The organism is Nocardia sp. NPDC004168, assembly GCF_040610355.1.
Taxonomy (GTDB): Bacteria; Actinomycetota; Actinomycetes; order Mycobacteriales; family Mycobacteriaceae; genus Nocardia; species Nocardia sichangensis.
In genome coordinates, this window is sequence record NZ_JBEXME010000001.1 from 277,883 (window position 1) to 304,373 (window position 26,491).

At 69.7% G+C, this 26,491-nt stretch carries 25 protein-coding genes; 14 read left to right on the plus strand and 11 right to left on the minus strand.

Annotated elements, in window-relative coordinates; translation table 11 throughout:
• Nucleotides 1–87 precede the first annotated feature (87 nt).
• The 3 genes from ABZW96_RS01425 (at nt 88) to recX (ending at nt 3,177) form a co-directional block, all read left to right on the plus strand.
• Nucleotides 88–1,110: an Lrp/AsnC family transcriptional regulator gene (locus ABZW96_RS01425; protein ID WP_355070227.1), complete on the plus strand. Its 1,023-nt coding sequence runs from the start codon at nt 88–90 to the stop codon at nt 1,108–1,110.
• A gap of 170 nt (nt 1,111–1,280) precedes the next feature.
• Entirely contained in the window at nt 1,281–2,324 is a 1,044-nt protein-coding gene (gene recA, locus ABZW96_RS01430) for a recombinase RecA (protein ID WP_039799269.1), read from the plus strand.
• Between the two features lie 280 nt (nt 2,325–2,604).
• Nucleotides 2,605–3,177 carry a recombination regulator RecX gene (gene recX / locus ABZW96_RS01435; protein WP_355071008.1) on the plus strand — a complete coding sequence of 191 codons (573 nt, stop codon included), beginning with the start codon at nt 2,605–2,607 and terminating at the stop codon, nt 3,175–3,177.
• Between the two features lie 481 nt (nt 3,178–3,658).
• Here recX and ABZW96_RS01440 read toward each other — a convergent pair whose 3' ends face one another.
• The 7 genes from ABZW96_RS01440 to ABZW96_RS01470 all read right to left on the minus strand — a co-directional run bounded on the left by ABZW96_RS01440 (nt 3,659) and on the right by ABZW96_RS01470 (nt 10,020).
• Nucleotides 3,659–4,111 carry a heme-binding protein gene (locus tag ABZW96_RS01440; protein ID WP_355070229.1) on the minus strand — a complete coding sequence of 151 codons (453 nt, stop codon included), beginning with the start codon at nt 4,109–4,111 and terminating at the stop codon, nt 3,659–3,661.
• Nucleotides 4,059–5,006, minus strand: a complete 948-nt coding sequence (locus ABZW96_RS01445) for a DMT family transporter (protein ID WP_355070231.1) — start codon at nt 5,004–5,006, stop codon at nt 4,059–4,061. The genes ABZW96_RS01440 and ABZW96_RS01445 overlap by 53 nt, the downstream gene beginning before the upstream one ends.
• On the minus strand, nt 4,996–6,516 hold the full coding sequence (locus ABZW96_RS01450) for an NAD(P)/FAD-dependent oxidoreductase (RefSeq protein WP_355070233.1): 1,521 nt from the start codon (nt 6,514–6,516) through the stop codon (nt 4,996–4,998). The genes ABZW96_RS01445 and ABZW96_RS01450 overlap by 11 nt, the downstream gene beginning before the upstream one ends.
• A gap of 200 nt (nt 6,517–6,716) precedes the next feature.
• Nucleotides 6,717–7,619 (minus strand): amino acid ABC transporter permease, encoded by a 903-nt coding sequence (locus tag ABZW96_RS01455; protein ID WP_355070235.1) that lies wholly within the window; start codon nt 7,617–7,619, stop codon nt 6,717–6,719.
• The gene (locus ABZW96_RS01460) at nt 7,616–8,296 is read right to left on the minus strand and encodes an amino acid ABC transporter permease (protein WP_355070237.1); all 681 of its coding nucleotides are present in this window, start codon (nt 8,294–8,296) and stop codon (nt 7,616–7,618) included. Before ABZW96_RS01460 ends, ABZW96_RS01455 begins: the two co-directional genes overlap by 4 nt.
• 107 nt (nt 8,297–8,403) lie before the next feature.
• On the minus strand, nt 8,404–9,240 hold the full coding sequence (locus tag ABZW96_RS01465) for a glutamate ABC transporter substrate-binding protein (RefSeq protein WP_355070239.1): 837 nt from the start codon (nt 9,238–9,240) through the stop codon (nt 8,404–8,406).
• A 51-nt stretch (nt 9,241–9,291) separates the two neighbouring features.
• Nucleotides 9,292–10,020, minus strand: coding sequence for an amino acid ABC transporter ATP-binding protein (locus tag ABZW96_RS01470; protein ID WP_355071010.1), 729 nt, complete (start codon nt 10,018–10,020; stop codon nt 9,292–9,294).
• Between the two features lie 259 nt (nt 10,021–10,279).
• Here ABZW96_RS01470 and miaB point away from each other — a divergent pair, with 259 nt between their 5' ends.
• On the plus strand, nt 10,280–11,833 hold the full coding sequence (gene miaB / locus ABZW96_RS01475) for a tRNA (N6-isopentenyl adenosine(37)-C2)-methylthiotransferase MiaB (RefSeq protein WP_355070241.1): 1,554 nt from the start codon (nt 10,280–10,282) through the stop codon (nt 11,831–11,833).
• On the plus strand, nt 11,821–12,561 hold the full coding sequence (locus ABZW96_RS01480) for a hypothetical protein (protein WP_355071012.1): 741 nt from the start codon (nt 11,821–11,823) through the stop codon (nt 12,559–12,561). The genes miaB and ABZW96_RS01480 overlap by 13 nt, the downstream gene beginning before the upstream one ends.
• A 73-nt stretch (nt 12,562–12,634) precedes the next feature.
• On the opposite strand, the gene ABZW96_RS01485 is transcribed toward ABZW96_RS01480, so the two are convergent.
• Nucleotides 12,635–14,011, minus strand: a complete 1,377-nt coding sequence (locus ABZW96_RS01485; protein WP_355070243.1) for a DUF349 domain-containing protein — start codon at nt 14,009–14,011, stop codon at nt 12,635–12,637.
• A 240-nt stretch (nt 14,012–14,251) separates the two neighbouring features.
• On the opposite strand from ABZW96_RS01485, the gene ABZW96_RS01490 reads away from it, so the two are divergent.
• The 8 genes from ABZW96_RS01490 to ABZW96_RS01525 all read left to right on the plus strand — a co-directional run bounded on the left by ABZW96_RS01490 (nt 14,252) and on the right by ABZW96_RS01525 (nt 23,395).
• Nucleotides 14,252–15,016: a hypothetical protein gene (locus tag ABZW96_RS01490; RefSeq protein ID WP_355070245.1), complete on the plus strand. Its 765-nt coding sequence runs from the start codon at nt 14,252–14,254 to the stop codon at nt 15,014–15,016.
• Nucleotides 15,013–15,945: a tRNA (adenosine(37)-N6)-dimethylallyltransferase MiaA gene (gene miaA / locus ABZW96_RS01495; protein WP_355070246.1), complete on the plus strand. Its 933-nt coding sequence runs from the start codon at nt 15,013–15,015 to the stop codon at nt 15,943–15,945. Before ABZW96_RS01490 ends, miaA begins: the two co-directional genes overlap by 4 nt.
• Nucleotides 15,942–16,778 carry a TrmH family RNA methyltransferase gene (locus ABZW96_RS01500; protein WP_355070247.1) on the plus strand — a complete coding sequence of 279 codons (837 nt, stop codon included), beginning with the start codon at nt 15,942–15,944 and terminating at the stop codon, nt 16,776–16,778. The genes miaA and ABZW96_RS01500 overlap by 4 nt, the downstream gene beginning before the upstream one ends.
• 33 nt (nt 16,779–16,811) lie before the next feature.
• Entirely contained in the window at nt 16,812–17,693 is an 882-nt protein-coding gene (gene dapF / locus ABZW96_RS01505) for a diaminopimelate epimerase (protein ID WP_355071014.1), read from the plus strand.
• 189 nt (nt 17,694–17,882) lie between these two features.
• Nucleotides 17,883–19,310: a GTPase HflX gene (hflX, locus tag ABZW96_RS01510; RefSeq protein ID WP_355071016.1), complete on the plus strand. Its 1,428-nt coding sequence runs from the start codon at nt 17,883–17,885 to the stop codon at nt 19,308–19,310.
• A gap of 230 nt (nt 19,311–19,540) precedes the next feature.
• Nucleotides 19,541–20,437 (plus strand): lysophospholipid acyltransferase family protein, encoded by an 897-nt coding sequence (locus ABZW96_RS01515; protein WP_355070248.1) that lies wholly within the window; start codon nt 19,541–19,543, stop codon nt 20,435–20,437.
• A gap of 795 nt (nt 20,438–21,232) precedes the next feature.
• On the plus strand, nt 21,233–22,378 hold the full coding sequence (locus ABZW96_RS01520) for an acyl-CoA dehydrogenase family protein (protein ID WP_355070250.1): 1,146 nt from the start codon (nt 21,233–21,235) through the stop codon (nt 22,376–22,378).
• A 114-nt stretch (nt 22,379–22,492) separates the two neighbouring features.
• A complete protein-coding gene (locus tag ABZW96_RS01525) occupies nt 22,493–23,395 on the plus strand; it encodes an alpha/beta hydrolase (RefSeq protein WP_355070252.1) in 903 nt (300 codons plus the stop codon).
• 24 nt (nt 23,396–23,419) lie between these two features.
• Here the strand turns inward: ABZW96_RS01525 and ABZW96_RS01530 are convergent, their stop codons facing one another.
• The 3 genes from ABZW96_RS01530 to ABZW96_RS01540 are packed head-to-tail and all read right to left on the minus strand — an operon-like array spanning nt 23,420 to nt 25,900.
• Nucleotides 23,420–23,728: a hypothetical protein gene (locus ABZW96_RS01530; protein ID WP_355070253.1), complete on the minus strand. Its 309-nt coding sequence runs from the start codon at nt 23,726–23,728 to the stop codon at nt 23,420–23,422.
• A gap of 23 nt (nt 23,729–23,751) precedes the next feature.
• On the minus strand, nt 23,752–25,230 hold the full coding sequence (locus ABZW96_RS01535; RefSeq protein ID WP_355070255.1) for a HAMP domain-containing sensor histidine kinase: 1,479 nt from the start codon (nt 25,228–25,230) through the stop codon (nt 23,752–23,754).
• Nucleotides 25,223–25,900: a response regulator transcription factor gene (locus ABZW96_RS01540; RefSeq protein ID WP_355070257.1), complete on the minus strand. Its 678-nt coding sequence runs from the start codon at nt 25,898–25,900 to the stop codon at nt 25,223–25,225. The genes ABZW96_RS01535 and ABZW96_RS01540 overlap by 8 nt, the downstream gene beginning before the upstream one ends.
• 115 nt (nt 25,901–26,015) lie before the next feature.
• Between ABZW96_RS01540 and ABZW96_RS01545 the strand changes: the two genes are divergently transcribed.
• Nucleotides 26,016–26,390, plus strand: a complete 375-nt coding sequence (locus ABZW96_RS01545) for a PepSY domain-containing protein (RefSeq protein ID WP_355070259.1) — start codon at nt 26,016–26,018, stop codon at nt 26,388–26,390.
• Nucleotides 26,391–26,491: the final 101 nt, after the last annotated feature.

A 26,491-nucleotide genomic window follows, 5' to 3' on the forward strand; every position in this document is an offset into this window, starting at 1 on the left:
CGGCGGATTCGAATGATTTCGACGCCAAGCGTGCGGCAATCGGACGGATCCCCCTAGCCACAGCGGCAATTGCGTTAGATTCCTCCTGTGCGCGACGATGGCCCGAGGGAATCTTCCGATCTGGATGTCCTGGACAAACAGATCGTGCACGCGCTGGTTCACGACGCCCGGATGCCGTTCGCCCGGCTGGGCGGCGCTCTCGGCGTCTCCGAGCAGACGGTGGCGCGGCGTTACCGCGCGTTGCGGCAATGCGGCATCCTGCACGTGGCCGGACAGGTGAACGCGGCGCCGCTCGGTCACGCGCGCTGGGTGCTGCGCTTGAAATCGACACCGGACAAAGCGCTGCGGCTGGCCGAATCCCTGTCCCGGTTCCCGGATCTGAGCTGGGTGACCCTGCTGTCCACCGGCTCCGAGGTGACCTGCGTGGGCAGGCCGCGCTCGATCGAGCGGCGCGACGCGCTGCTGTTGCAGATCCTGCCGCGCGCCCCGCAAGTGCTGGCGCTGACCGCGTACGAGGTCATCCATCGTTTTCCGCTCGACGAGGAGTGGCCGCGCTATCGGCACCTGCTCACCGCCGCCCAGCTCGACGCACTCGGCCCCGCCCGGCCCCGGACCGCGGACGCGGGACCGGACGCACCGGTGCACCTTTCGGCGGCCGACGAGGCGATGCTCACGCTGCTCGGCCGGGACGGGCGCGCTCCGTACGCCCAGCTCGCGGCCGAAACCGGGTGGACAGCGCCGCGAGTCGCGCGGCGCATGGCCGAGCTGACCGCGGCGGGCGTGCTGTACTTCGACGTCGATTTCGCGATCGAGCGGATGGGCTACGGCGTGCGCGGCGCGCTCTGGCTGCGCGTGCGGCCCGCCGATCTGGACGCGGTGGGGCGCGCGCTGGCGACGCACCAGGAGATCGTGTTCGTCGCCGCCACCACCGGGCCGTCCAATGTGTTCGCTTCGATCATCTGCCGCGACACCGCGGATCTCTACCGGTACGTGACCGAGCGCCTCGGCGCGCTGGACGGGATCACCGACGTGGAAGTGACGCCTTCCCTGCGCGTGCTCAAACAGGCGCAGACGCTGCTGGACACCGACCGGATCGCCCTGGTGCGCTGATCGCGCGGCGTTCGCCGGAGAGGGCGCGAGCGGTGTGCTGCGCGCCGGGCGCGTCGCTTGACTCGAACACCTGTTCGTCTAGGCTGGTCGCCAGAACTTGTCGGTGCCGCGCTCTACTGTAGGCGCCAACCACAGAACGAGACTTACCCGTCGAAAAGGGGAGCAGGACCATGGCACCACAGGCGTACGACCGGGACAAGGCGCTCGAACTCGCGCTGGCCCAGGTGGAGAAGAGCTTCGGCAAGGGCGCCGTCATGCGCCTCGGCGAGGAGGCGCGCCAGCCCATCTCGGTGATCCCCACCGGCTCGATCGCGCTCGACGTGGCGCTGGGCATCGGCGGCCTGCCGCGCGGCCGCATCGTCGAGATCTACGGCCCGGAATCCTCGGGTAAGACCACCGTGGCGCTGCACGCGGTGGCCAACGCGCAGGCCGCGGGCGGCGTGGCGGCGTTCATCGACGCCGAGCACGCGCTCGATCCGGACTACGCCCGCAAGCTGGGCGTCGACACCGACGCGCTGCTGGTCTCCCAGCCCGACACGGGTGAGCAGGCGCTGGAGATCGCCGACATGCTGGTGCGCTCCGGCGCCATCGACATCATCGTCATCGACTCGGTGGCCGCGCTGGTGCCGCGCGCCGAGATCGAGGGCGAGATGGGCGACAGCCACGTCGGTCTGCAGGCCCGCCTGATGAGTCAGGCGCTGCGCAAGATGACCAGCGCGCTGAACAATTCCGGCACCACCGCGATCTTCATCAACCAGCTGCGCGAGAAGATCGGCGTGATGTTCGGCTCGCCGGAGACCACCACCGGCGGCAAGGCGCTGAAGTTCTACGCGTCGGTGCGCCTGGACGTGCGCCGCATCGAAACGCTCAAGGACGGCAGCGACGCGGTGGGCAACCGCACCCGCGTGAAGGTCGTGAAGAACAAGGTCTCCCCGCCGTTCAAGCAGGCCGAGTTCGACATCCTCTACGGGCACGGCATCTCCAAGGAGGGCTCGCTCATCGACATGGGTGTCGAGCAGGGCTTCATCCGCAAGTCCGGCTCCTGGTACACCTACGAGGGCGATCAGCTCGGCCAGGGCAAGGAGAACGCCCGCAAGTTCCTGCTGGAGAACGTCGACGTCCGCGACGAGATCGAGAAGAAGATCAAGGAGAAGCTCGGCATCGGCGCCGACGTGACGGCCGATGCGGCCGCGGAGGTGCCCGCCGATTTCTGAGCCGACGCACAGCCGTCGCTCGCCCGGAACGGCTCCGGCCGATTCCGGGCGGCCACGGGCCGACGCGGTGCAGGAGATGCGGCGTCGGCTGGAAGAACTCTTGTCCGCTTCCGGTCCGCCAGACGGTGCCCGGTCCCGCGGACAGGACGCCGAGCTCGTCCGGAGGGCCGAAGGTGGTTCGGTTGCGCCGGACACCATGGGAACTCGGCCGGGCGCGTCCGATCCGCAGCGGGCGCGCCCGGCTGGGTCCCGTCGTGGTCCCCGGGGTGCGCGGGCGCGTATCGGCTCGCCCTCGTCCGACTCCGGTCTCACCGAAGGACCAACGGCCGATCCGGGAGCGGCCGGATCCGAAGCCGGAACGGTCGAACAGGCGAAGGAGGCGTGTCTCCGATTGCTCGCCGTTCGCGCCCGCAGCCGTGCCGAGCTGGCTCAGCGTCTGGCCGCCAAGGGGTACTCAGCCGAAGTGAGCGAACGGGCGCTCGATCGCCTCGGCGAAGTGGGTCTCGTCGACGACGCCGCCTTCGCCGAGCAATGGGTGCACTCCCGGCACACCTTCTCCGGTAAAGGCAAGCAGGCGCTCGCGCAAGAACTTCGGCGCAAGGGCGTCGCGCAATCGGATGCCGTGGCCGCCCTCGACGCCATCACCACCGACGACGAGGAAACCCGCGCCGCCGAGCTGGTCCGCCGCAAATTGCGCTCTCTGCCGCGAGATCTGGACCGGGACAAGATGATTCGCCGCCTCGTCGGCATGCTCGCCCGCCGTGGCTACGGTCAGTCCACGGCGTATCGGGTGGTCAAGACCGAACTGGCCGATCAGGGGTTCGAGGGCGATCTCGACGAGACCATCGACTGAACTCGCCCATGCGGCTCCCGGCGATCGGAGCCGTGCTTCACCAGGTCGAGGCGTTGTCGTATACCTGAGGCAGTCGAACCAAGCGAGTTGGTGGAAGTTCGTCGGCGGTACCGACCTCACCGGAATCGGCACGGTCACCGCTGCCGAAGCGATGTGTGGTCGTGCGGGGGAGCGCGCACGGTGGGCGCCGACCGAATCCGGCCCGGTGGGGGAAGCCCTATCCCGCTCACAACTGCGCTCCACGCCGGTCGGCTGTGCGGGATACGGATGGTCGGTGTGCGGCTACTGCTCGGGGTACGGCCCGGCGCAGCCGCCGTGCTAGCGAAAACGCGGGCGACTACGGCGTTTTCGATCGGTTTGCTGATTGTCGCTGCTCGGACAGCCGATCGGGGCCCGGCCCGCGGCGGTCGAGGTCTGTACCCTTCGTACCGCCGCGGCGGAGGTGCAACGCTGCGCGGGTTTCGGGTGCGGCATCGTCGGTCTACACCTCTCCTGTATCGGCGGATAGACCGGCGGCCTCGATACCCGCCACGGCGGCGCGTTCGTCCTCCAAGGAAGTCGCGGCCCCAGTCGAACCGACCGCGCCGAGAATCCCGCCCGCCGAGTCCCGGATGAAGACACCGCCGGGGACATCGAGGATGCGCCCTTCGGCGAGCGCGGCCACCGACGTGAAGAAGGTCGGCGCGGCCGCCGCGCGGCGGGCGATCTCGCGGTTGGAGACGCCGAGGCCGAGCACGCCCCAGGCCTTGGCGATCGCGATCTGTGGTCGCAGGATGCCGGAGCCGTCCTGGCGTTGTAACGCGACGAGATGGCCGCCGGGATCCAGAACCGCCACCGTGAGCGGGTCGAACCCGTGCGCGGCGCCGTAGGCCAGCGCCTCGCTAACGATGAGCGTCGCGCGTTCCAGCGTGATCGAGGTCGTGGTAACCGTCATTTCCTACTCCTGTGTCGAGGACTTTCGGATTGCGTTGGCTACAGGTCAATGCCGCGAGCACGAGCCCCGCACCGGCGACCTGCGGCCAGGTGACGCGTTCTGTGCCGGCCGCGACGGCGAACACCGCCGCCGCCACCGGCACCGCGAACATGAAGACCATCGTTTGCGCCGACCCCACCCGCCGCACGCCCCAGTACCACGCCACGAGGCCGTAAATGGTCACGGCGAGCACGGAAAAGGCCAGCGAGACCAGGGTCGTTCCAGAAATCTCCTGCACATCGCGCGGCGGTCCCAGTGCGGACGCCGTGGGCAGCAGTATCGCGGCGCCGATCACCGAAGCCCACGCCGTCACCCGCAGGGGGCTGTGGTCGACCAGCAAGGGACGGGTGACGACCGGGTAGGCGCCCCACAGCGCGGACGCGACCAAAGCGGCCAGATCCCCGAGCGCGCGGTTCGGCGCCGCGTGGCCCGCCTCGCGGCCGAGGACGACCAGGACCACGCCTGCCATCGCCACGCACGCGCCGATCAGCACGGCGGCGCGGACGGGCTCACCGCTCAGCCGCGCGAGCAGCGCGGTCCAGAACGGCGACAAAGCGATCAGGATGGCGGACTCGGTCACCGTGGTGAGCGCCACCGCGGCGCTGAAGGCCAGCTGATACGCCACGATGCCGATCGCGGCCGACAGCGCCAGCCGCGGCCACCACCGGCTCGCGATGACGGGCCTGCCCTCCACGGCGCACGCGAGGACCAGCAGCAGTGGCGCGGCCGCGGCGAAGCGGATCGCGTTGAAGGTCACCACGTCCAGTTCGCGCAGACCCCAGCCGGTGACCGTGTAGCTGGCGCCCCACACGGTGCTCACCGAGGCGAGCACCCAGGTCGCGCGATCAAGCCGCACGCGGCACGCTCACCTGATCCAGCACGTGGCGGACCGACTCCAGCGCCGATTGCAGCGCGCCTTGGATCCAGGCGTGCGCGACCGAGAGATGCTCGCCTGCGAAGAACACCCGCGGCGCCGGATGCGGATGCGGTGCGCCGATTTCCGCGAGGTAGCGCGCGTGCTGTCCCGGCGCCAGGTAGGCGAACGCCCCGCCGCCGATGCCGACCTGCTCGTCCCAGGTCCAGTGCACGACGTCGTCGACGACGGCGGTCAGGCCGGGATGCAGCTGTTCGAGCGAGGCGAGCACGATTCTGGTGCGGTCGCTCTCGGGCAGCGCCGCGAACCGCCGGGCGTTGTTCTCCCACAGGTAGGCCGCGGTGAGCACGGCCGGTGCGTGCGAGCGCTCGGGATCCGCCGCACTCCAGCGGGCCGACTCGGGGGCGAGCCGGGCGTTGTCGGACGGGTACCACACCTGCTGGATCGGCAGATCGGTGAAGCTGCCGCCGCCGAAGATCCCGTCGACGTGCTCCCAGTGCCGCGCACGGACGTGGACGAGGGTCTTCGTGCTGCTGGCGTAACTGATGCCGCGGATTGCCTGCCGCTGGGGCGCGGGCAGCGCGGGGGAGATGTCGATCTGATCCAGGCCGGGCGCGGGTACCGCGCAGATCACGAAGTCGACTTCGTCGGTGAACGCCGCGCCGTGCCGCTCGCCGCGCAACCGCACGCCGTCGCCGGTGACGTGCAGTTCGGTGATGCGGGTGGCCAGCCGCAGGCTGCCCGGGCGCAGCGCGTCGGTGAAACCGCGGATGAGCGCATCGGTGCCGTCCACCAGCTCCAGTTGGTCGACATTGAACAACCCGAAGTAATCCACGAGCACTTCCAGCAGCGAGGCGTGCTCGTAGTGCAGCAGCCCGCTGGCATGCCCGATCAGATCCCAGGCGTCCGGCGAGAGGCGTTGCCGGGTGAACTGCCACAGCGAGGTCGCCGCGAGCCGGTCCAGCTCCGGGTCGGCCACGTCACCGGCCAGCAGGGCCTTGCGCCGATGATCGCCGAGACCCTGCCAGGCGGCGCGCAGCAGCCGCTCGAGCACCAGTAGCGGGTCGGTGCGCTCGGCCTCGTCCAGCTGGTAGGCGGGCAGCACCTGTTCCACCTGAGACCTGCGCACCCGACGGCCCCGCAGCAGGTAGTACGCATCCGGATTCGCGTTGACGAAAGGCCTGGTGGCCAAGCCGAACTCGTCGACGTAGTGCAGCGTGCAGTGATGGTTGCCCGGGATCCGCATCGCACCGAGTTCACCGTGGGTGCCGTCCCAGAACCGCCAGGTGCGGACCCGCCCACCGGGACGTGCCGTGCGCTCATAGACGGTCACGTCCAGACCGTGGCGTTGCAGCTCGTAGGCGGCGGCCAGACCGCTCGCGCCCGCGCCGATCACCGCGACCCGTGCGGGGCCCGCGTTCCCGGGGTGGCGCAGTTCGCCGGGGAAGGAGAAGGACTCGTCGAAGAGAAGGTCGGAGGTACGGCTGGTCATCGATCAACTCCCGCAGGTATGACGCGCTGATGACCGTCCCACCGGTCGAATACCGGGGATCGGCGTATGCCTACGAGATTGACGGGACGCCGCCGAGGGCACGAGTGTTGCGCTCAGCTCGAGCACAACACTCCGGCACCCGTGCGGAATTGCCGCGCGCTAACCAGTTCGCTTGCGCGGCAAGGTTTCCGCAGCCCGGCTCAGGGCTTCTGGCCGAGGTCGACGCCGGGCGCGGCATCGGTGATGACCGAGTCCGCGGCGAGGACAGCGCCGCCGCCCTTTCCGCGCTTGCGCGCCCGCAGCCGCCGTTCCAGCCTGGTCGCCACCAGCGTCAGCGCGCTGTTGAGCGCGATCATGACGATCGCGATGACGATCAGCGCCGGAATCGTGTTCTGTTCGGCCGCGCCGAGTTGCTGGCCGGAGCGCACGATTTCGACGTAGGTGATCTGGTAGCCCAGCGCCGAGTCCTTGAGCGCGACCACCATCTGTGAGACCAGCGCGGGCAGCATGGCCGTGATCGCCTGCGGCAGCAGGATCAACCGCATCAGCTGGTTCTTGCGCATGCCCAGCGCGACGGCCGCCTCGGTCTGCCCCTTCGGCAGCGAGCGGATGCCCGCGCGCACGATCTCCGCGATGACCGAGCCGTTGTAGACGGTCAGCGCCGTGACCACCGCGGCGAGCGCGAGATCCTCGGACTGGAACACGTCGTACTGGGAGTACACCGCGAACAGGAAGATCATCAGGATCAGCACGGGGATGGCGCGCGCCACCTCGACGACGGTGCCCGCGACCCAGCGCACCACGCGATGGTCCGACAGCCGCAAGACGCCGAAGATCATGCCGATGATCAGCGCGAACACGATGGACAGCAGCGCGGCGACGACGGTGCCGCGCAGACCGGGCAGCAGGTAGGTCGACCAGACCTCCGCCTCCAGGAACGGCTTCCACTTCTCCGCGGTGAACTGCCCCTTGTCGGCGAAACCGCGATAGAGCGCCCAGCTCGTCGCGGCCACAGCGACCACGACCAGCAGCGAGTAGACGTTGTTGCGCAGCCTCGCCTTCGGGCCCGGCGCGTCGAACAGGACCGAAGCGCCTGCGCTCATCGGGACACCTCGTATTTCTTGGCCAGCCAGCCGAAGAACAGGCCGGTCGGCAGGGTCAGGATCACGAAGCCGAGCGCGAAGATCGCGCCGATCGCCAGCACCGCGGCCTCGGTTTCGGTCATCTCCGCCATCAGGGTCGCCGCTTCGGCGACGCCGATCGCCGAGGCGATGGTGGAGTTCTTGGTCAGCGCGATCAGCACGCTGCCCAGCGGGGCGATCACCGAGCGGAAGGCTTGCGGCAGCACGACCAGCCGCAGGTTCTGCAGGAAGCCGAATCCGAGCGAGCGGCCCGCCTCGGACTGGCCCATCGGCACGGTGTTGATGCCCGCGCGCAGCGACTCGCAGACGAAGGAGGCGGTGTAGATGCTCAGGCCGACGACCGCGAAGCGGAAGTTGTTCTGGGCCAGCGAGTTCGGGCCCTCGCCGGCGAGGCGCCAGCCCATTGTCGTGTAGAGGCCCAGCGACATGAACACGATGATCAGCGTGAGCGGAGTATTGCGGAAGATGGTGACGTAGGCGGTGCCGACCCAGCGGGCGACCGGCACGGGTGACACGCGCAGCGCCGCGACGACGGTGCCGAGGATCAGCGCGCCGACCGCGGACAGCACGGTCAGCTGGATGGTCACCCAGAAGGCTTCGAGGATTTGGCTGTCGTACCTCGAGATCAGGTCGAACACGGCGGACGCGTTCCTCCGATCGGGTCGCGATGGTCAGGGGAGGTGCGGCGGGTGGCCCGGCCCGGTCGGGGACGGGCCACCCGTGCTGAGGCGAACGGTGCGGACGCTCAGTACCGGTTCACCGTCGGCGGCTGCGGGGCCTGGTAGCCCGAGGCGCCGACGGTCGAGTCGAACGCCTTCTTCCAGGAACCGTCGGCGATCATCGCCTCGATCGCGTCGTTGATCTTGTCGCGCAGTTCCTTGTCGCCCTTCTTCGACCCGATGCCGTAGTTCTCGGTGGTGAACGGCTTGCCGACCACCTTGAACGCGCCGCTGCTCTGCGCCGCGTAACCGGCCAGGATGATGTCGTCGGTGGTCACCGCGTCCCAGGATCCGGCGCGCAGGCCCTCGAGGCAGAGCGAGTAGGTGTCGTTGGTCTGCAACTGCGTGTCGGGGAAGTTCTTCTCGATGTTCTGGGCTGGGGTGGAGCCCTTCACCGAGCAGACCTTCTTGCCCTTCAGGTTGTCCGGGCCGTTGATGTCGGTGTTGTCGGCGCGCACCAGCAGCGACTGTCCCGCGACGTAGTACGGACCGGCGAAGTCGACCTTCTCCTTGCGCTTGTCGTTGATCGAGTAGGTGGCGACGATGTAGTCGACCTGTCCGTTCTCGATCAGGGTCTCACGCTGCGGCGACGGCGCTTCCTTGAACGTGATGTCGTTCGGCTGCACACCCAGTTTCCCGGCGACGTACTTGGCCACTTCGACGTCGAAGCCGCTGTAGGACCCGTCCTTGTTCCGCAGGCCCAGACCCGGCTGGTCGAACTTGATGCCGATGGTGAGCTTGCCGTCCTTGGCGTGATCCAGGGCGGACTTGTCGCCGCCGCCGCCACACGCGGTGGCGGTCGCGGCGGCGAGTGTCAGGGCGATCGCCCCGACACCGATGCGCAGAGCGCGATTGATCCTCATCGAGTTCCTTCTCCCTATCCAGTGGGTGTGCTGGCCGCTGTGTCCGGCAGGTCAGTGGCTCAAGATCTTGCCCAGGAAATCCTTCGCTCGCTCGGACTTCGGGGCGGTGAAGAAGGTGTCCGGCGTCGCGTCCTCCACCACCTGGCCGTCGGCCATGAACAGCACCCGATTCCCCGCGCGGCGCGCGAAGCCCATCTCGTGGGTGACGACCAGCATCGTCATCCCGTCCTTGGCCAGCGACACCATGACCTCGAGCACCTCGTTGACCATCTCCGGGTCCAGCGCGGAGGTCGGCTCGTCGAACAGCATCACCTTCGGGTTCATCGCCAGCGCCCTGGCGATGGCGACGCGCTGCTGCTGGCCGCCGGACAGCTGCGCCGGGTACTTGTCGGCCTGATCGGCGATGCCGACCCGGTCGAGCAGCTCCATGGCGCGGGTCCGGGCGGCGTCCTTCTTGATCTTGCGGACCTTGACCGGCGCGAGCACGACGTTCTCGAGGATCGTCTTGTGCGCGAAAAGATTGAAGGACTGGAAGACCATGCCGACGTCGGCGCGGAGCGCGGCCAGCGCGCGGCCCTCGGCGGGCAGCGGGACACCGTCGATGGCGATGTCGCCGGAATCGATCGGCTCCAGCCGGTTGATGGTGCGACACAGCGTCGACTTGCCGGATCCCGAGGGGCCCAGCACGATGACGACCTGCCCTTTGGGGACCTCGAGGTTGATGTCCTTGAGTACGTGCAGGTCGCCGAAGTGTTTGTCCACTTTGCGCATCAAGATCATCGGTGGGCCGCTGGTGGCGGCGTTGACGGCCCCGGCAGAGGCGTCCCCGGTCGTGGCGGGCGCGGCGTCGTCGTCGGTCATGGTCATGACCTTAGGCAAAAATCGGAAATTTGCCCGACTTTCGGCGACACACCCTCTCGCCACGCCGATTCGACATGTGCGCGTAACTTCGCGGTTCCTCCGTCGTCGGCGGTGGAGCGCCCCGAGCCTGCGTCGATGCCCGCGAAAGCCACCGGAGGCCGCCCCGTACCCTGGACGGGTGGATTCGATCGGACAGGCAGTGTTGTCTCCCGCGCCCGCCGAGGGCACAGCACGCAGTTACGAGGTCCGCACCTTCGGTTGCCAGATGAACGTGCACGATTCCGAACGCTTGTCGGGTTTGCTGGAGGACGCGGGCTACGTGAAGGCCGCGCCCGGCGCGACGGCCGACCTCGTCGTCTTCAACACCTGCGCGGTGCGCGAGAACGCCGACAACAAGCTCTACGGCACGCTCGGCCACCTCGCGCCGATCAAGGCGGGCCATCCGGGCATGCAGATCGCCGTGGGCGGCTGCCTGGCGCAGAAGGACCGCGACGTCGTGGTGCGCAAGGCGCCGTGGGTGGACGTGGTCTTCGGCACCCACAACATCGGTTCGCTGCCGGTGCTGCTGGAGCGGGCGCGGCACAACAGGGAAGCCCAGGTGGAGATCCTGGAGTCGCTGGAGGCGTTCCCGTCCACCCTGCCCGCCAAGCGCGAATCCGCCTACGCGGGCTGGGTTTCCATCTCGGTCGGCTGCAACAACACCTGCACCTTCTGCATCGTGCCGTCGCTGCGCGGCAAGGAGGTCGACCGCCGCCCCGGTGACGTGCTCGCCGAGGTGCGGGCGCTGGTGGATCAGGGCGTGCTCGAGGTGACGCTGCTCGGCCAGAACGTGAACTCCTACGGCGCCTCGTTCGCCGACCCGGACGAACCCCGCGACCGCGGCGCGTTCGCCAAGCTGCTGCGCGCGTGCGGACACATCGACGGCTTGGAGCGGGTCCGGTTCACCTCGCCGCACCCGGCGGAGTTCACCGACGACGTGATCGAGGCCATGGCCGAGACCCCGAACATCTGCCCGCAGCTGCACATGCCGCTGCAGTCGGGTTCGGACCGGGTGCTCAAGGCGATGCGCCGCTCCTACCGTAAGGCGCGCTACCTCGGCATCATCGACAAGGTGCGCGCCGCGATGCCGCACGCCGCGATCACCACCGACATCATCGTCGGCTTCCCCGGCGAGACCGAGGAGGATTTCCAGGAGACCCTGGACGTGGTCCGGCAGGCGCGTTTCACCAGCGCGTTCACCTTCCAGTACTCCAAGCGGCCCGGTACGCCCGCCGCCGACATGCCCGATCAGCTGCCCAAGGCCGTGGTCCAGGAGCGCTACGACCGGCTCATCGCGTTGCAGGAGGAGATCTCCTTGGCGGCCAATCGAGCGCTGGTCGGCACCGAGGTGGAATTGCTGGTAGCCGAGGGCGCGGGCAAGAAGAACGCCGCCACCGCGCGCATGAGCGGCCGTGCCCGCGACGGCAGGCTGGTGCACTTCCGCCCGGGCGGCACGGCCGAGCCGATCCGCCCAGGCGATCTGATCACGGTGGACATCACCGCCGCGGCGCCGCACCACTTGGTCGCCGATGCCGCGATCAAGACCCACCGCCGTACCCGCGCCGGTGACGCGCACGAGCGCGGCGTCACCCCGAAGACCGCGCCGATCGGCGTCGGGCTCGGACTGCCTCGCATCGGCGCACCCGCCCCGGAACCCGCGGCCGCGAGCTGCTCGACCGGCTGCGACGCATGACCGCGAGCCCGCAGGACAACGACGACGCCACCCGTGGCGCCGATGGATCTGTCCCCGCGTCCGGCGACGACCAGCGCGGCGCGTCCGCGGCCGACCGGGGGCGCGAGCCGGCGAGCCCCGACGCAGACGAACGAAACGAGGATTCCGTGAGCTCGGTCGAGAGCACCGCCGATTTCGAACAGTTCCGCGACGATCTCGACGCCGTCGAGCGCAAGATCGCCGGTGAGATCGATCCCGGCGTCCGCGCGATGGTCGTGGCAGGCGCGGTGTTCCTGCTGCTGGCCTCGCTGGTGCTGTCGCACGCCGGCGCGGCGCGCGGCTTCGACGTGCTGCTGAACACCGATGTCGCGCGGGCCGAGCACATCGGGCTGCCCTCGCGGATCTTCGTGTGGTTCGTCGTGGTGTTCGGCATCGGCTTCTCGATGCTGGCGCTGATGACCCGCCGCTGGGTGCTGGCTTGGGTCGCGGTCGCGGGCAGTGCCGTGGCGGCCGTGTTCGGCGTGCTGTCCATCTGGCACCGCCAGACGCCCGGGCTCGGCAACTACGTCGGCGCGGGCCCCGGCCTCGGCCTGATCCTCGGCGCGATCGTGACCGTCGTGCTCACCTTCCACTGGATCCGGGTGGTGTGGAGCCGCACCGCGCTGCACTTGGCCGCGGAGGAGCAGCGCCGCAACGCCGCCGCGGCGGCGGAGGAACGCGACCGTCGTCGGCTCATGGGCGATTCCTGACCGGCTCTTTCCATACGACAGCGGCCCGTCCCAGCCGGGAGGGGCCGCTGTTCGTTTCGATCGGGCCGATATCTCAGCGGTTGCTGACGGCGCCCTCGGCGGCCTCGGCCCACTCTCGCCACTGTTTGGCCTGTTCCAGCGCCTTCTCCGCGTCGCGAGCCTTGCCTGCGGCCCGCGCCTTCGCGGCCTGCTCCTCGAACTGCGCCACGCGCTCGCGGAACTGGGCGGCGCGGGCCATCGCCTCGGGGTCGGTGCGCCGCCACTGCGCGTCGACGGCGTCGCGCACACGCTTCTCGATAGCCCGCAGCTTGCCTTCCAGTTCCTGCATGCGCTCGCGCGGAACCTTGCCGATGGCGTCCCACTTGTCCTGGAGCTCGCGCAGCGCGCCGCGGGCCGCTTCCAGGTCGGCGGACGGATCGATGTAGGCGTAGTGGTTCAGCAGTTCCTCTTTGGCGGCCGCGTTGTGCTCGAACTCGGCGTCGCGCTCGGAGACCGCGGCGTTGCGCGCGGCGAAGAAGACGTCCTGGGCGCTCTTGAAGCGCCGCCACAGCGCCTCGTCGGCCTCGCGCGGCGCGCGACCGGCGGCTTTCCACTCGGTGAGCAGATCGCGGAAGATGCCCGCGGTGGCCACCCACTCTGTGGAGCCGGACAGTTCCTCGGCCTGCACGCACAGTTCTTCCTTGCGCGCCTTCGCGGCGGCGCGTTCGCGATCCAGCTCGGCGAAGTGCGCGCCGCGGCGGCGGTTGAACGCCTCACGCGCCTTGGAGTAGCGCTTCCACAGCGCGTCGTCGACCTTGCGGTCCACGCCCCGGATGGACTTCCACTCGTCGAGGATCTCGCGCAACCGATCGCCCGCGGCCTTCCACTGGGTGGACTCGGCGGCGATCTTCTCCGCCTCGGCGGCCAGCGCCTCCTTGCGTTCGGTGTGCTCGTGCCTGGCGCGTTCCTTCTCTTCCTTGGCGTGCGCGGCGGCCTCTTCGGAGTGCTCGGCGATGGCCTGCAGGCGCCGGGCCAAGCCCTCGATGTCGCCGATGACGGCGGCGGTCGGCAGCGACTCGGCCAGCGTGACGGCGGCGGCCTTGGTCTTGCGTGCGTCCGCGCCCGCGGCCAACCTGGCCTCCAGCAGGGCGACCTCGGTGGCCAGATCGTCGAACCGGCGGCCGAAGTGGGCCAAGCCCTCCGCGGCGTCACCGGCCTGCCACGAGCCGATCTGGCGTTCACCCTCGGCGGTCTTCACCCACGCGGTGCCGTCTTCGTCGACCCGGCCCCACCGGCTCGGATCGGAGACGGTGGGCACGACGACGGGATGGGGATGCTGCTGGGCCGGGCCCGGGGCGGGTTTGACCGCGTGCGGTTTGGGCGGTTGAATCGAGCGGCCCGGTTTCGGAGCACCGGAAGAACGGGGCATCTTGCCGGGTCCGGCTTTCGCGGTTCCGTTGCTGTCGGTCATTTTTCCTCGTCCCTGCCGCGCGTCACGGCTGCCTGGTTACGCCCTAGCTCATTCCATTCAACCCGGTCCGAGCCCTTGTGACCATCGATCCATGCCTTCCCACGGAGGAATCCCGCGGATTCCAACCCCTGATGACCTGGGTTGTAGCTCCTCGAACACTATCAATCTCGGCGGTATTTACGGCAGAGACACTCGAAGCCGGCCGGTACCGGCAGGACCCGCAACGACTACGGTTACGACGTGTTCTCCGTCGCCGCCCTCGTTCCGTCGCCGCCCGTGCTGGTCCCCGAGTTGTGCGGTGGTGCGGCGGACACGGCGGGAGCAGGGGATTCGGATCCGCGCGCGGTGCTGCGGTCGGCCGTGCTCGACACCGTGCGCGCCTTCGCGTCCGTGACAGGCCACTGGACGGTGATCGGCGCCGATGCCGGTGACCGCACGTTCGGTCCGGAGACCGTCGGCACGTTCCGCGGCTTCGGCGTCGACGTGCGGGTCGGCCTCTCGAGTGCCGCCGTCGCCGGAGCGCGGCAGGCCGATGCCGGGTTGCCGCTGGCCGTACTGATCGGCGGGTGGCTACGCGGGCAGGTCGCCCCCGACGCGGTCGCCGAGGCGAGTGTCGTCGCCGCGGACGCGCCCGCGGAGCATTGCCGGGAGACCGGGACGAAGCTGCGTGCCGAGCTGGACAGCGACGGCGAGCCGCGCGGTGTGCTGGTCGTCGCCGACGGCGCGGCGACGCTGTCGGTCAAGGCGCCCGGCTACCTCGACGAACGGGCCCGTCCGGTGCAGGACCGGCTGGACGCCGCGCTGAGCGCGGGTGATCGCGCCGCGTTGCGGGCACTCGACTCCGGACTGTGTGCCGAACTGGGCGTGACGGGCCGCCCGGCCTATCAGGTGCTGGCCGGGCTGTTCCGCGCCGATCCGCTGGTCGAGACGCGCTACCGGGAAGCCCCGTTCGGAGTCGGCTACCACGTGAGCCTCTGGCGGCCCGCGGGAGACGACGCGCCGTGACGGATTCCGGCATCACTCCGATCGCGGTCGTCGGCCCCACCGCCACCGGCAAATCCGATCTGGCTCTCGACCTGGCCGAACAACTCGGCGGCGAGATCGTGAACATCGACGCCATGCAGCTGTACCGCGGCATGGACATCGGCACCGCGAAGCTGCCCGTCGCGCAGCGCCGGGGCATCCCGCACCACCAGCTCGACGTGCTCGACGTGACCGACACCGCGTCCGTGGCCGCGTATCAGGCGGCGGCGAGCGCCGACGTCGTCGCGATCATGGGGCGCGGCCGGGTGCCCGTCATCGTGGGCGGCTCGATGATGTACGTCCAGGCGCTGTTGGACCAATGGGAGTTCCCGGCCACCGATCCGGCCGTGCGGGCGCGCTGGGAGGCGGTGCTCGCCGAGCGGGGCGTCGCGGCCGTACACGCGGCGCTGCGCGCGGCCGATCCGGTGGCCGCTGCCACCATCCTGCCCACCGACGGGCGCCGTATGGTGCGTGCGCTCGAGGTCGTGGAACTCACCGGACAGCCGTTCGCCGCCTCGGCGCCGACCATCGGGCAGCCGCGCTGGGGCACGATCGTCATCGGCGTCGACCGGGAGACCGCGGCCTTGGACGCGCGCATCGAGCGGCGCACCGCCGCGATGTTCGAAGGCGGGCTGGTCGAGGAGGTACGCGGCCTGATCGAGTGCGGCCTGCGCGAGGGCGTCACGGCCCGGCGGGCCATCGGCTACGCACAAGTCCTGGCCTATTTGGACAACGAATACGACCTGAACCATGCTCAGGAACGCACCCTGATCGGCACGCGGCGCTACGTGCGCAGGCAACGCTCCTGGTTCCGGCGCGATCCCCGGGTGCGGTGGGTGGACGGCACCGCCCCTGATCCGGCCGCGACGGCGCTGGCCCTGCTCGACGAGAAAGAACGGACTCCGCAGTGACCCGACGTGTGAGCACGCGCAACGCCTCCGTCCAGGTGTGGCAGGCCTACCTCAACAACCGCACCAAGCGTCATCGCGACGGCCGTTTCCTGGTGCAGGGCGTGCGTCCGATCACGCAGGCCATGGCCAACGACTGGCCGCTGGAGACGCTGCTGTACCGGCTCGGCGGCCCCGAGCTGTCCACCTGGGCGCGCGAAGTGCTGGACACCAGCGGTGTGCCACAGGTCGGCCTGGTGCCCGAGCTGATGGCCGAACTCGGCGAAAAGGCCGCCGGGATACCGGAACTGGTGGCGGTCGCGGAGTCGCGGCAGCCCGAACTGGAGGCCTTCGAGCCGGGTGAGCCAGGGGAGGACGCGCCGGTGGTCGTGGTGTTCGACCGGCCCAACTCGCCGGGCAACCTGGGCACGCTGATCCGCTCGGCCGACGCGTTCGGCGCCAGCGGCGTCATCGTCACCGGACACGGCGCCGACCAGTACGACCCGCAGGCGGTGCGCGCCTCGACCGGTTCGCTGTTCGCCGTGCCGGTGATCCGCGCCGCCGGGCCCGCGCAGGTGCTGGAGTTCCGCAACCGGCAGATCCGCCGCGGCATCCCGACCCGCATCGTGGGCACCGACGAGCACGGCAGCCACGCCGCCTACGACTACGACTTCACCGACGCGACCATCCTCGTCATCGGCAACGAGACCAGCGGTATGAGCGCCGCGTGGGAGGCGGCCTGCGACGACATGGTGCACATCCCGATGGGTGGGACGGCCAGCTCGCTGGGGGCGCCCTCGGCGGCCGCGGTGGCGCTCTACGAAATTTCCCGGCAGCGCCGGACGTTTGCCAAATGACGACGAGACAGGGAGACATCGCACGTGCCGGATATCGAGTTCACCAAGGGTCACGGCACCCAGAACGATTTCGTGGTGCTGCCCGACCCGCAGGCCGGCCTCGCGCTGACGGCCGAGCAGGTCGGCGCGCTGTGTGATCGCAGGCGCGGGCTCGGCGCGGATGGCGTGTTGCGGGTCGCGCGGGCCGGTGCGTTGCAGGCCGCCGGTGTGCTGGCGGAGCTTCCGGAGGACGTGGGCGCCGACGACTGGTTCATGGATTACCGCAACGCCGACGGCTCGATCGCGGAGATGTGCGGCAACGGCGTGCGCGTATTCGCGCATTACCTGCACGCGGCGGGATTGGAAACCCGCGACAGCTTCGTGGTCGGCAGCCGCGCCGGGGCGCGTCCGGTCACCGTGCATGCCGGGAACTCGGTCACCGGGGACGTCACCGTCGGCATGGGCCGGGTGCGCGAACTCGGCCCGTCCACCGCGACCATCGCGGGCTGGGCGCTGCCCGGGATCGGCATCGATGTCGGCAATCCGCATTTGGCCTGCGTCGATCCGGGCATGTCCGTGGACGCGCTCGGCAAGCTCGACCTGACCGTGCCGCCCGGCTTCGATCCGGACCTGTTCCCACACGGGGTGAACGTCGAGATCGTCACGGCGCTGGACGCCGAGAGGTCGGTCGACATGCGGGTCTACGAGCGCGGTGTGGGCGAAACCCGTTCCTGCGGAACGGGAACCGTCGCCGCGGCCGCCGCGGCGCTGGCCGCCGACGGCTTCCGGATCGGCGCCGACTCCGGTCGGGTGACGGTCCGGGTGCCCGGCGGCGAACTGACCGTCGGGCTCGAGCGCGGGTCGGCATGGCTGCGCGGGCCGTCGGTTTTGCTGGCCTCGGGTCGCCTCGCCGGGGCCTGGTGGGACGGTCGGTAGCGGCATCGCCCCGATAACCGGGTGCGTGCTGCGGTGATGTCGTGGCAGCATGGATGGTGTATGAGGAAGTCAGAGACGTATGAATTCACTCCGGCGGACGCGAACGATCGCGCCGCCGATGCGGCCGACGACGCGGTGTCCGGCGAAGACGCGGTGACCGGCGACGTCGTCGCCGAGCACCGGGCACGGATGCGGCGATCGGGTTGGTCGGCCGATCCGACCACCGGTGAACTGCAGTTGGAGGACCGCAGTTCGCTGCGCCGTGTGGCGGGCCTGTCCACCGAGCTCACCGACATCACCGAGGTCGAGTACCGGCAGCTGCGCCTGGAGCGCGTCGTGCTGGTCGGGGTCTGGACCACGGGGACCGCCACGCAGGCCGAGGCCAGCATGGCCGAACTCGCCGCGCTCGCCGAGACTGCGGGCTCCGAGGTGCTGGAAGCGTTGATCCAGCGCCGCGACCGGCCGGATCCGGCCACCTACATCGGCTCCGGCAAGGCCGACGAGCTGCGCTCCGTGGTGCTGGAGACCGGCGCGGACACCGTCATCTGTGACGGCGAGCTGACCCCCGCTCAGCTCACCGCCCTGGAGAAGGTGGTCAAGGTCAAGGTGGTCGACCGGACCGCGTTGATTTTGGACATCTTCGCTCAGCACGCCACTTCCCGGGAGGGCAAGGCGCAGGTCTCGCTGGCCCAGATGGAGTACATGCTGCCCCGGCTGCGCGGCTGGGGTGAGTCGATGTCCCGGCAGGCCGGTGGCCGCGCCGGTAGCAACGGCGGCGTGGGTCTGCGCGGCCCCGGTGAGACCAAGATCGAGACCGATCGTCGTCGCATCCGTGAGCGGATGGCCAAACTGCGCCGGGAGATCCGCGAGATGAAGACCGCGCGCGACACCATGCGGTCGCGCCGCACGTCCAGTGGCATCCCGTCCGTCGCGATCGTCGGCTACACCAACGCGGGCAAGTCGAGCCTGATGAACAAGCTCACCGGCTCCGGCGTGCTGGTCCAGGACGCCCTGTTCGCCACCCTCGATCCGACCACCCGCCGGGCCGAACTGGACGACGGGCGCGAGGTCGTCTTCACCGACACCGTCGGCTTCGTGCGGCACCTGCCGACCCAGCTGGTCGAGGCCTTCCGCTCCACCTTGGAGGAGGTGACCGGCGCCGACCTGCTGGTGCACGTGGTGGACGGCTCCGACGCGCTGCCCGCCGAGCAGATCAAGGCGGTCCGCGAGGTGATCACGGACGTGATCAAGGAATCCGGTACACCCGCCCCGCCCGAACTGCTGGTGGTGAACAAGACCGACGCGATGGGGCCGACCGAGCTCACCAACCTGCGTGCGCTGCTGCCCGACGCGTCGTTCGTGTCGGCGCGCAGCGGCCGCGGGATCGATGGGCTGCGCGAGCGGCTCGCCGAGCTGCTCGGGGACTTGGACGTGGAGATCAGCGTGCTGCTGCCGTACACGCGCGGTGACCTGCTCGCCCGCATCCACGCCGATGGCCGCATCCTCGGTTCGGATCACGAAGAGGGCGGAACCCGCGTCCACGCGCGCGTCCCGCATGCTCTCGCCGCCGCCTTGTCGGAGTACGCGCACGCGGGCACGGCCGGTACGCAGGATTAGGTCGAGCATCTCACTTCCTGAGATGTGACGCTGTCTTTCCGCGCGCTGGTTCGCGGCGTATCCGTGCTCGTGGACCGCCGCTGAAGTGCGAGTTCGCGGCAGGCTTGCCGGGACGGCGAACGAGCTGGTCGATCGACCGGATCGGGCGTGTCGCGATGCGACGCGCACATCCGGTGCGACGCAGTCGATTTCGTTGCGCTATCGTCATCGAATCGACACCAGGAGGGTTCATGTCGGACGCCCGCTCCGATTCCCGCACCCGGCGCTCCGGCGCCGCGAACAGCGCCGATCCGGCGCTCAGCGACGGTGCGCCGCTGTCGGTTTCGCTGACCGACACCGATCTGTGGGTGATCGACACCCTGCTCGCGCCGCTGCGCGCGTGGACCAGCCCGCGCTTCTACGGCTTGGAGAACATCCCGGCCGACGGCCCGGTGCTGCTGGTCGGTAACCACAACCTGCTGGGCGGCATCGACGCCCCCATGCTGCTGCCCGAGGTGCTGCGCCGCCGCGGCCGCTTGATCCGCGGTCTCGCCGAGAACGTGCTGATCAACGTTCCCGGTGTCCGGCACCTGCTGCACCACTACGGCGCGGTGCGCGGCACTCGGTCCAACTGCCTGGCCCTGCTCCGGCGCGGCGAGGCCGTGATGGTGTTCCCTGGCGGTGGCCGGGAGGCGGTCCGCCGCAAGAACGAGAAGTACCTGCTGAAGTGGGAGGGGCGCAGCGGTTTCGCCCGCATGGCGATCGAGGCGGGCGCGCCCATCGTCCCGGTCGCGATGATCGGCGTCGACGACGCCTACGACATCCTGGTCGACGGCGACCATCCGATCCTGCGCCCCCTGCGCTGGACCGTGGAAGCGCTCGGGCTCAGCCGAGACCTCACCCCGCCGCTCATCCGCGGCGTCGGTCCCACCGTCATCCCGCGTCCGGAGCGCTTCTACTTCTCCGCCGGTGCGCCCATCGACCCGGCGCCGTGGCGCAACGCGGGCGACATGCACGCCGCCGCCACGGAATTCCGTGACGTAGTGCGCAAAGCGCTGGAGGAGGAGATGAACTTCCTCTTCGCCGAACGGGCGCGCGACGAAGGGCGCACCTTGGTGGGCCGCTTGCGCGGTTGGCTGACGCGCTGAGGGCTGCGGCGATCCGCGCGACGGTCGACTGTTCATCGTCCGGCTGTTCGGCGTCGGCGTCGGTGCTGCGAGCGCGGCACGTCACGTAGGGCGATTCGTCGCAGAGCTCACGGCTCGACCGTTCCCACGCCCGATCGGCACTTCAGCCGCGGAGCTTCCCGGCCGGACGCACCGCCATCGCGACCTGGAGCTTGCGCGGCGGCGGCGGTCGGCGGGCCGAGTCGTCGGAACAGGTCGAGTGACGGCCGGATCTCGAGCGCGCCGCGAGCTGGGTTGGACCGGCGGAGGGTCCGGCCGACTGTCATGTCCGAGGCCGGACACCTCGCGCACCACTGGGATGGCTGGGGCTCGCCTGGCCGAACGGCTCGCGGTCACTCCGGTCATCCGCGCCGACACCACCGGGCCGTCGACGGATCCGACCTCGCGCGCCGGGTGGCGACCGCGGCGGTCGTTGTCATCGGCGAGCGGTGTCTGCGCCTGTCGGCATTTCGCCTGAGTCTGCTCAGTCGGTGTCCGTGGTCGCGCAGTCCGTCGTCTTGATCGACAACTGAAGCGCGTGCCGGTCAGTGGCAGGCCGGCCTCGTTCTGCGGCGTCCCGCCCCAGGGTGGCGATCAATCGTCCCAAGCCTTCGATCGTTTGCCGGGAATCTCGTCCGCTTATCTCGACCCGATCCGCCGCTCCTGGTGAGACCATGGTTCCGGCCCCAGAAGTGAACAGGGATTCTCGCCCCGGGTACGGTATGGGGCAACGACTGGTCGGTGTGGACCGGCCGGTGTGGTCACTAGGAGGTTGGCGTGGAACGCACACTGTTCGAACCCGAGCACGAACTGTTCCGGGAGTCGTTCCGCAAGTTTCTCGATCAGCACGTCGCGCCGAATCACGCGAAGTGGGAGGAGCAGGGCATCGTCGACCGGGCGGTCTGGCTCGAGGCGGGCAAGCAGGGCTTCCTCGGCATGGCCATGCCGGAGCAGTACGGCGGCGGCGGGGTGAAGGACTTCCGCTACAACGCCATCGTCTCGGAGGAGTCGGTGCGCGGCCAGTACTCCGGCCTCGGCTTCTCGCTGCACAACGATGTGATCGCGCCTTATCTGCTCGAGCTGGCCAACGAGGAGCAGAAGCAGCGCTGGTTGCCCGGCTTCTGCGCGGGCGAGATCATCACCGCGATCGCGATGACCGAACCGGGTACCGGTTCGGACCTGCAGGGCATCAAGACTCGCGCGGTGCGGGACGGCGACGACTGGATCCTCAACGGCGCCAAGACCTTCATCACCAACGGCATCAACTCCGACATCGTGATCGTGGTGGCGCAGACCGACCCCGAGAAGGGGGCCATGGGCTTCAGCCTGTTCGTGGTCGAGCGCGGCATGCCCGGCTTCGAGCGCGGCCGCAACCTGGACAAGCTCGGCCTCAAGGCCCAGGACACCGCCGAGCTGAGCTTCACCGACGTGCGCGTGCCCGGCAAGAACCTGCTCGGCACCGAGGGGATGGGCTTCATCCACCTCATGCAGAACCTGCCGCAGGAACGTCTGTCGATCGCCGTCATGGCGGCGGCCGCGATGGAGTCCTGCCTGGACATGACCGTGCAATACGTCCGCGACCGCAAGGCGTTCGGCAAGCCGATCGGCGCGCTGCAGAACACCCGCTTCGTGCTCGCCGAACTGGCCACCAAGACCACCGCGGTGCGGCTGATGGTCGACAAGTTCATCGAGCTGCTCAACGAGGGCAAGCTGACCGCGGAGGACGCGGCGATGGCGAAGTGGTGGAGCACCGAGGAGCAGCTCGACCTGATCAACCGCTGCCTGCAACTGCACGGCGGATACGGCTACATGAAGGAATACCCGATCGCCAAGGCCTACATGGACGCCCGCATCCAGACCATCTACGGCGGCACCACCGAGATCATGAAAGAGATCATCGGACGCAGCCTGAAGCTGTCCTGACGGCGCGAATTCCGGCTCGGGCCGACGGCTGCCGCCGGCCCGGGTGCGGCACAATCGCCTTCCGAGGTGATGGCGAACTCGCCGTTCGCCGGTCGCCGGAGTGGAGGAGATGCGATGCCGAGTCTGGCCAACCAGGTGGTGCGCGGGTACCTGAAGGCGACGCGGGCCAATCGCGTGTTCATCGATGCCGAGTCCGCGCGCAAGCGGGTTCTCGATCGGAGCGTGCGGCCGCGCAACTACGGTCCGCCGCGCCGGCTGCGCGCGGATGTGACGATCACGGTGGAGCGTCGCGGCGGCTGGCCGGTTTACACCCTCACTCCGCGCGGGCGCACGCCACGAGGGAACGTTGTGTACGCACACGGCGGCGGCTGGGTGCACGAGATCGCGCCGCAGCACTGGGCGCTGTGCGCGGCGGTCACCGCGGAAGCCGGTGCGGCGGTGACGGTCCCGATCTACCCGCTGATTCCGTTCGGGACGGCAGGTCAGGTCGTCGCGGGCTTCGTGGAGCTGGCGCTCGCCAACCGGGAGACCTACGGAAATGTATGCGTAGCAGGGGATTCCGCCGGAGGGCAGATCGCACTGTCGGCCGCGGTGGCCCTGCGGGACGAGCACGACGTGCGGCTGCCCGGCACCGTGCTCATCGCCCCCGCGCTCGATCTGTCGCTGACCAATCCGGAAATCGAGGTCGTGCAGCCACGGGACCCGTGGCTGGGCGTCGCGGGATCGCGGGTGTTCATCGAACACTGGCGCGGCGATCTCGAGCTCGCCGACCCGCGCGTCAGCCCACTGGCCGCCGACCCGCGCGGACTCGGCCCGCTGACGGTCTTCTGCGGCACCGATGACATCCTGTGGCCGGACACCCTCCTGCTGGTCGAGGCGGCGCGCGTCGCCGGGGTCGTGGTGGACTACCACGAGGCTCCCGGCCTGCCCCATGTCTATCCGCTGACCCCGACCCCGGAAGGGCGTGCCGCGCGTCGGGTCGTCATCGAGAGTCTGCGTAGCGCGCTCGCCAGTTGAACGACGGTGCGGTGCCGAATCGCGTTATCGCCGCCCGGTTCGCGTGCGAGCGCGGATGACGCGGGACAAGGGCAGGGCCTCGCCGCCGACGGGGCTGTCCAGGGCTGCGAGCGGCGGATTCGTCGTGGGCACCGTGGCGGTGTCGTAGGTCCATGACCTGCCCACGTCGAACCACGGGATCGCACCGGAGAAGACGGACACGGCGGCCGAGTAGCGGCGCGCAACGATCGATGGGCGTGGGTCCCCTGCCGGGAGTCGAACGGAATCGACCGCGACGTGCTCGATCGGACGTGTGGTGCGGACCTCGATTCCGATCATCACCAGTCGTGGCACGGCGTCGAACCCGTAGCGCCCGGCTACGTACCGGCTGCGGGCAGCGTGACCACGAAACGGGCGCCGGGTGTGCCGTCGGTGACGTGGATGGTGCCGCCGTGGCGTTCCACGACGTCGCGGACGATGGCCAGGCCGAGGCCCGCGCCGCCCTCGTCGCGGCTGCGCGCGTCGTCCAGGCGGACGAATCGCTGGAAGATCCGGTCGCGGTCGGCGGGCGGCACACCCGGTCCGTCGTCGGTGACCGACAGCACCACCCGCTCGTCGGCGGCGTGGTCCACGGCGACGTCAACGGTGTTCGCGGCATGCCGCTGCGCGTTGTCGACCAGGTTGCCCAGGACGCGGGCGAGCTGGGTACGGCTTCCGGTGACCGCGACGGGCTCCTTCGGTGTCGCGATCCGCACGGCCACCCGGTCCCGGACGCGGTGCTCCAACTCCTCACGGACCAGCACGGTCAGGTTCACCCGATCCGAGCGCGGTTGCTCACCCGCGTCGAGCCGGGCCAGGAGCAAGAGGTCGGCCGCGAGATGTTCCAGCCGGATGGTGTCGCCGATCAGTCCGTCCACTTCCAGCAGTTCGGGGTGTGCCTGGGCCACCTCGAGCTGGGTGCGCAGGCTCGCGATCGGGCTGCGCAACTCGTGTGCGGCGTCGGCGATGAACCGGCGCTGGCGCTCCGTGGACTCCTCCAGCGCGGCGAGCGTGGCGTTGGTGGTGCTCGCCAGCCTGCCGATCTCGTCGCGAGATCCCGGCTCCGGCACGCGGCGGGAGAGATCGCCGTCCATGATCTCGGCGAGCTGCCTGCGAATCGCCTCCACCGGGCGCAGGGCGCGCCGGGTGACCAGCCAGGTCACCAGGGCGACCACGGCGAGCAGCGGGGGCAGGCCGATCAGCATCGCTTGCCGTGCGTCCGCCACCGCGCTGTCGGCGGTCGCCAGCGAGGAGCCCGCGTAGACGGTGGCGGGCTGTCCGCCCCGGATGGTCACCGCGAGGGCGGCGACCCGGAACGGATGCGGCCCGTCCTCGTCGTCCACCGTCAGCCGCACGTCGCCGAATTCGGCGTCGGCCGCCGTGGGGTCCGTGGGTTGCGAAAGGCTTTCGCGGTCCGGCTTCTCGTCCTCGTTCTCTTCGTCGTCCTCCTCGTCTTCGTCATCGTCATCGTCATCGGAAGTCTTGGCGTACGGGCCGAACTCGGCCATGGGCGGTTTGCCCGCGAGGTCGTCGTCGGCCGCTAGCACGCGGCGGTCGAGCGAAACGACCTGCACCGGTTCGCTTTCGGCATCGGGAAGCCGCAGCCGGGCGAGATCCGTGCCCGTCGCGAGCTGCGTCTCCACGTCCTGCGCGGTGGACTCCGCCCGCATTTCGGCGCTGTGCACCAGGTTGTGCCGCAGCACGGCCAGCACCACGAGCCCGGCCGCGGTCAGCGCCACCGCGACCACGACCGTCGCCGCGACCGTGGTGCGCACGCGGACCGAGCGCCACCAGACCCGCGCGGCTCGCTCAGGCACGATCGGCCGTCAGCCGGTAGCCCGCGCCGCGAACGGTGGTGATCGATCGGCGCCCGAACGGCGCGTCGATCTTGCGGCGCAACGTGCTGATGTAGACCTCGACGATGTTCGGGTCGCCGTCATAGGCGAAATCCCAGACATGGTCCAGGATATCGGCTTTCGAGACCACCTCCCCGGCGCGGACGGCCAGGTGCTCGAGCACGGCGAACTCCTTGGCGGTCAGCGTCACGTCCTGCGTGCCGCGACGGCAGGTCCGGGTGCCCGGGTCCACGGTCAGATCACCGACGCGCAGCACACGGGCGCCGCCGCGGGTCCGGCGGCGCAACAGCGCACGGATGCGGGCCAGCAGCACCAGGTAGGAGAACGGCTTGCTGAGGTAGTCGTCCGCGCCGGTGTCCAGGCCCTCGGCCTCGTCGTATTCGCCGTCTTTCGCGGTGAGCATGAGCACGGGCGTCTCGTGGCCACCGGCGCGCAGCGCGGCGCAGACGCGGTAGCCGTTCATGCCGGGCAGCATGATGTCGAGGATGATCAAGTCGTAGTCGGTTGTCGTCGCCAGATGCAGGCCCTCGGCGCCGTCGTGCACCACATCCACGGCGAATCCCTCGGCAGACAACCCTTTTGCCAGCGTGCGAGCCAGACGTTTCTCGTCTTCGACGATCAGCAGACGCATCCCCCAAGAGTGGCAGACGGATCCTGAAACCGTCTTCAGGTGACTTCAGCTCGCCTTCAGCTCGGTTCGCCACAGTGAACGCATTCGAGATCATCACTCGCGCAGGAGGTTTCCCATGACAACCGTATTCCGCCGTGCTTACGCCGGCCTTCGCTGGCTGCTCGTCGGCACGGCCGTCGCGGCCGCCGTCGTCGGTCTGAGCGCGGTCCTGTCCGCGGTGGCCACCGGCGGTCCGGACGATCACACCGTCGCGTTCCGCTCGGTCGCGGCGGACCGGTCGCTGGCGGCCGATACCGGTATCAGCAGGCAGCAGGCCATCGACAAGGCCCTGGCGGCCGTGCCGGGCGGACGGGTCACGTCCATTCAGCTCGACACGGACCAGGGGGTCGCGGTGTGGGAGGTGGAGCTCACCACTCCCGCGGGCGTGGAGCACGACGTGACGATAGATGCCGACAGCGGCCAGGTCCGCGCCGTGGTCGACCCCGACTGACCGCGTCGGCGGACGCAGGTGTGACGGGTCGGTGCGTGGGTAAGCACGGGGTGTTTGCTGCCGGGCGGCAGGGATCCGGAGGGGGATTCCGGCCGTGGCTT

Excerpts from the sequence above, each read along its gene's own strand:
- recA (WP_039799269.1), top strand. The coding sequence starts at position 1,281 with ATGGCACCACAGGCGTACGACCGGGACAAGGCGCTCGAACTCGCGCTG.
- ABZW96_RS01440 (WP_355070229.1), bottom strand. The coding sequence starts at position 4,111 with ATGACGGTTACCACGACCTCGATCACGCTGGAACGCGCGACGCTCATC.
- ABZW96_RS01450 (WP_355070233.1), bottom strand. The coding sequence starts at position 6,516 with ATGACCAGCCGTACCTCCGACCTTCTCTTCGACGAGTCCTTCTCCTTC.
- ABZW96_RS01455 (WP_355070235.1), bottom strand. The coding sequence starts at position 7,619 with ATGAGCGCAGGCGCTTCGGTCCTGTTCGACGCGCCGGGCCCGAAGGCG.
- ABZW96_RS01465 (WP_355070239.1), bottom strand. The coding sequence starts at position 9,240 with ATGAGGATCAATCGCGCTCTGCGCATCGGTGTCGGGGCGATCGCCCTG.
- ABZW96_RS01470 (WP_355071010.1), bottom strand. The coding sequence starts at position 10,020 with ATGATCTTGATGCGCAAAGTGGACAAACACTTCGGCGACCTGCACGTA.
- ABZW96_RS01485 (WP_355070243.1), bottom strand. The coding sequence starts at position 14,011 with ATGACCGACAGCAACGGAACCGCGAAAGCCGGACCCGGCAAGATGCCC.
- hflX (WP_355071016.1), top strand. The coding sequence starts at position 17,883 with ATGCGGCGATCGGGTTGGTCGGCCGATCCGACCACCGGTGAACTGCAG.
- ABZW96_RS01515 (WP_355070248.1), top strand. The coding sequence starts at position 19,541 with ATGTCGGACGCCCGCTCCGATTCCCGCACCCGGCGCTCCGGCGCCGCG.
- ABZW96_RS01525 (WP_355070252.1), top strand. The coding sequence starts at position 22,493 with ATGCCGAGTCTGGCCAACCAGGTGGTGCGCGGGTACCTGAAGGCGACG.
- ABZW96_RS01540 (WP_355070257.1), bottom strand. The coding sequence starts at position 25,900 with ATGCGTCTGCTGATCGTCGAAGACGAGAAACGTCTGGCTCGCACGCTG.
- ABZW96_RS01545 (WP_355070259.1), top strand. The coding sequence starts at position 26,016 with ATGACAACCGTATTCCGCCGTGCTTACGCCGGCCTTCGCTGGCTGCTC.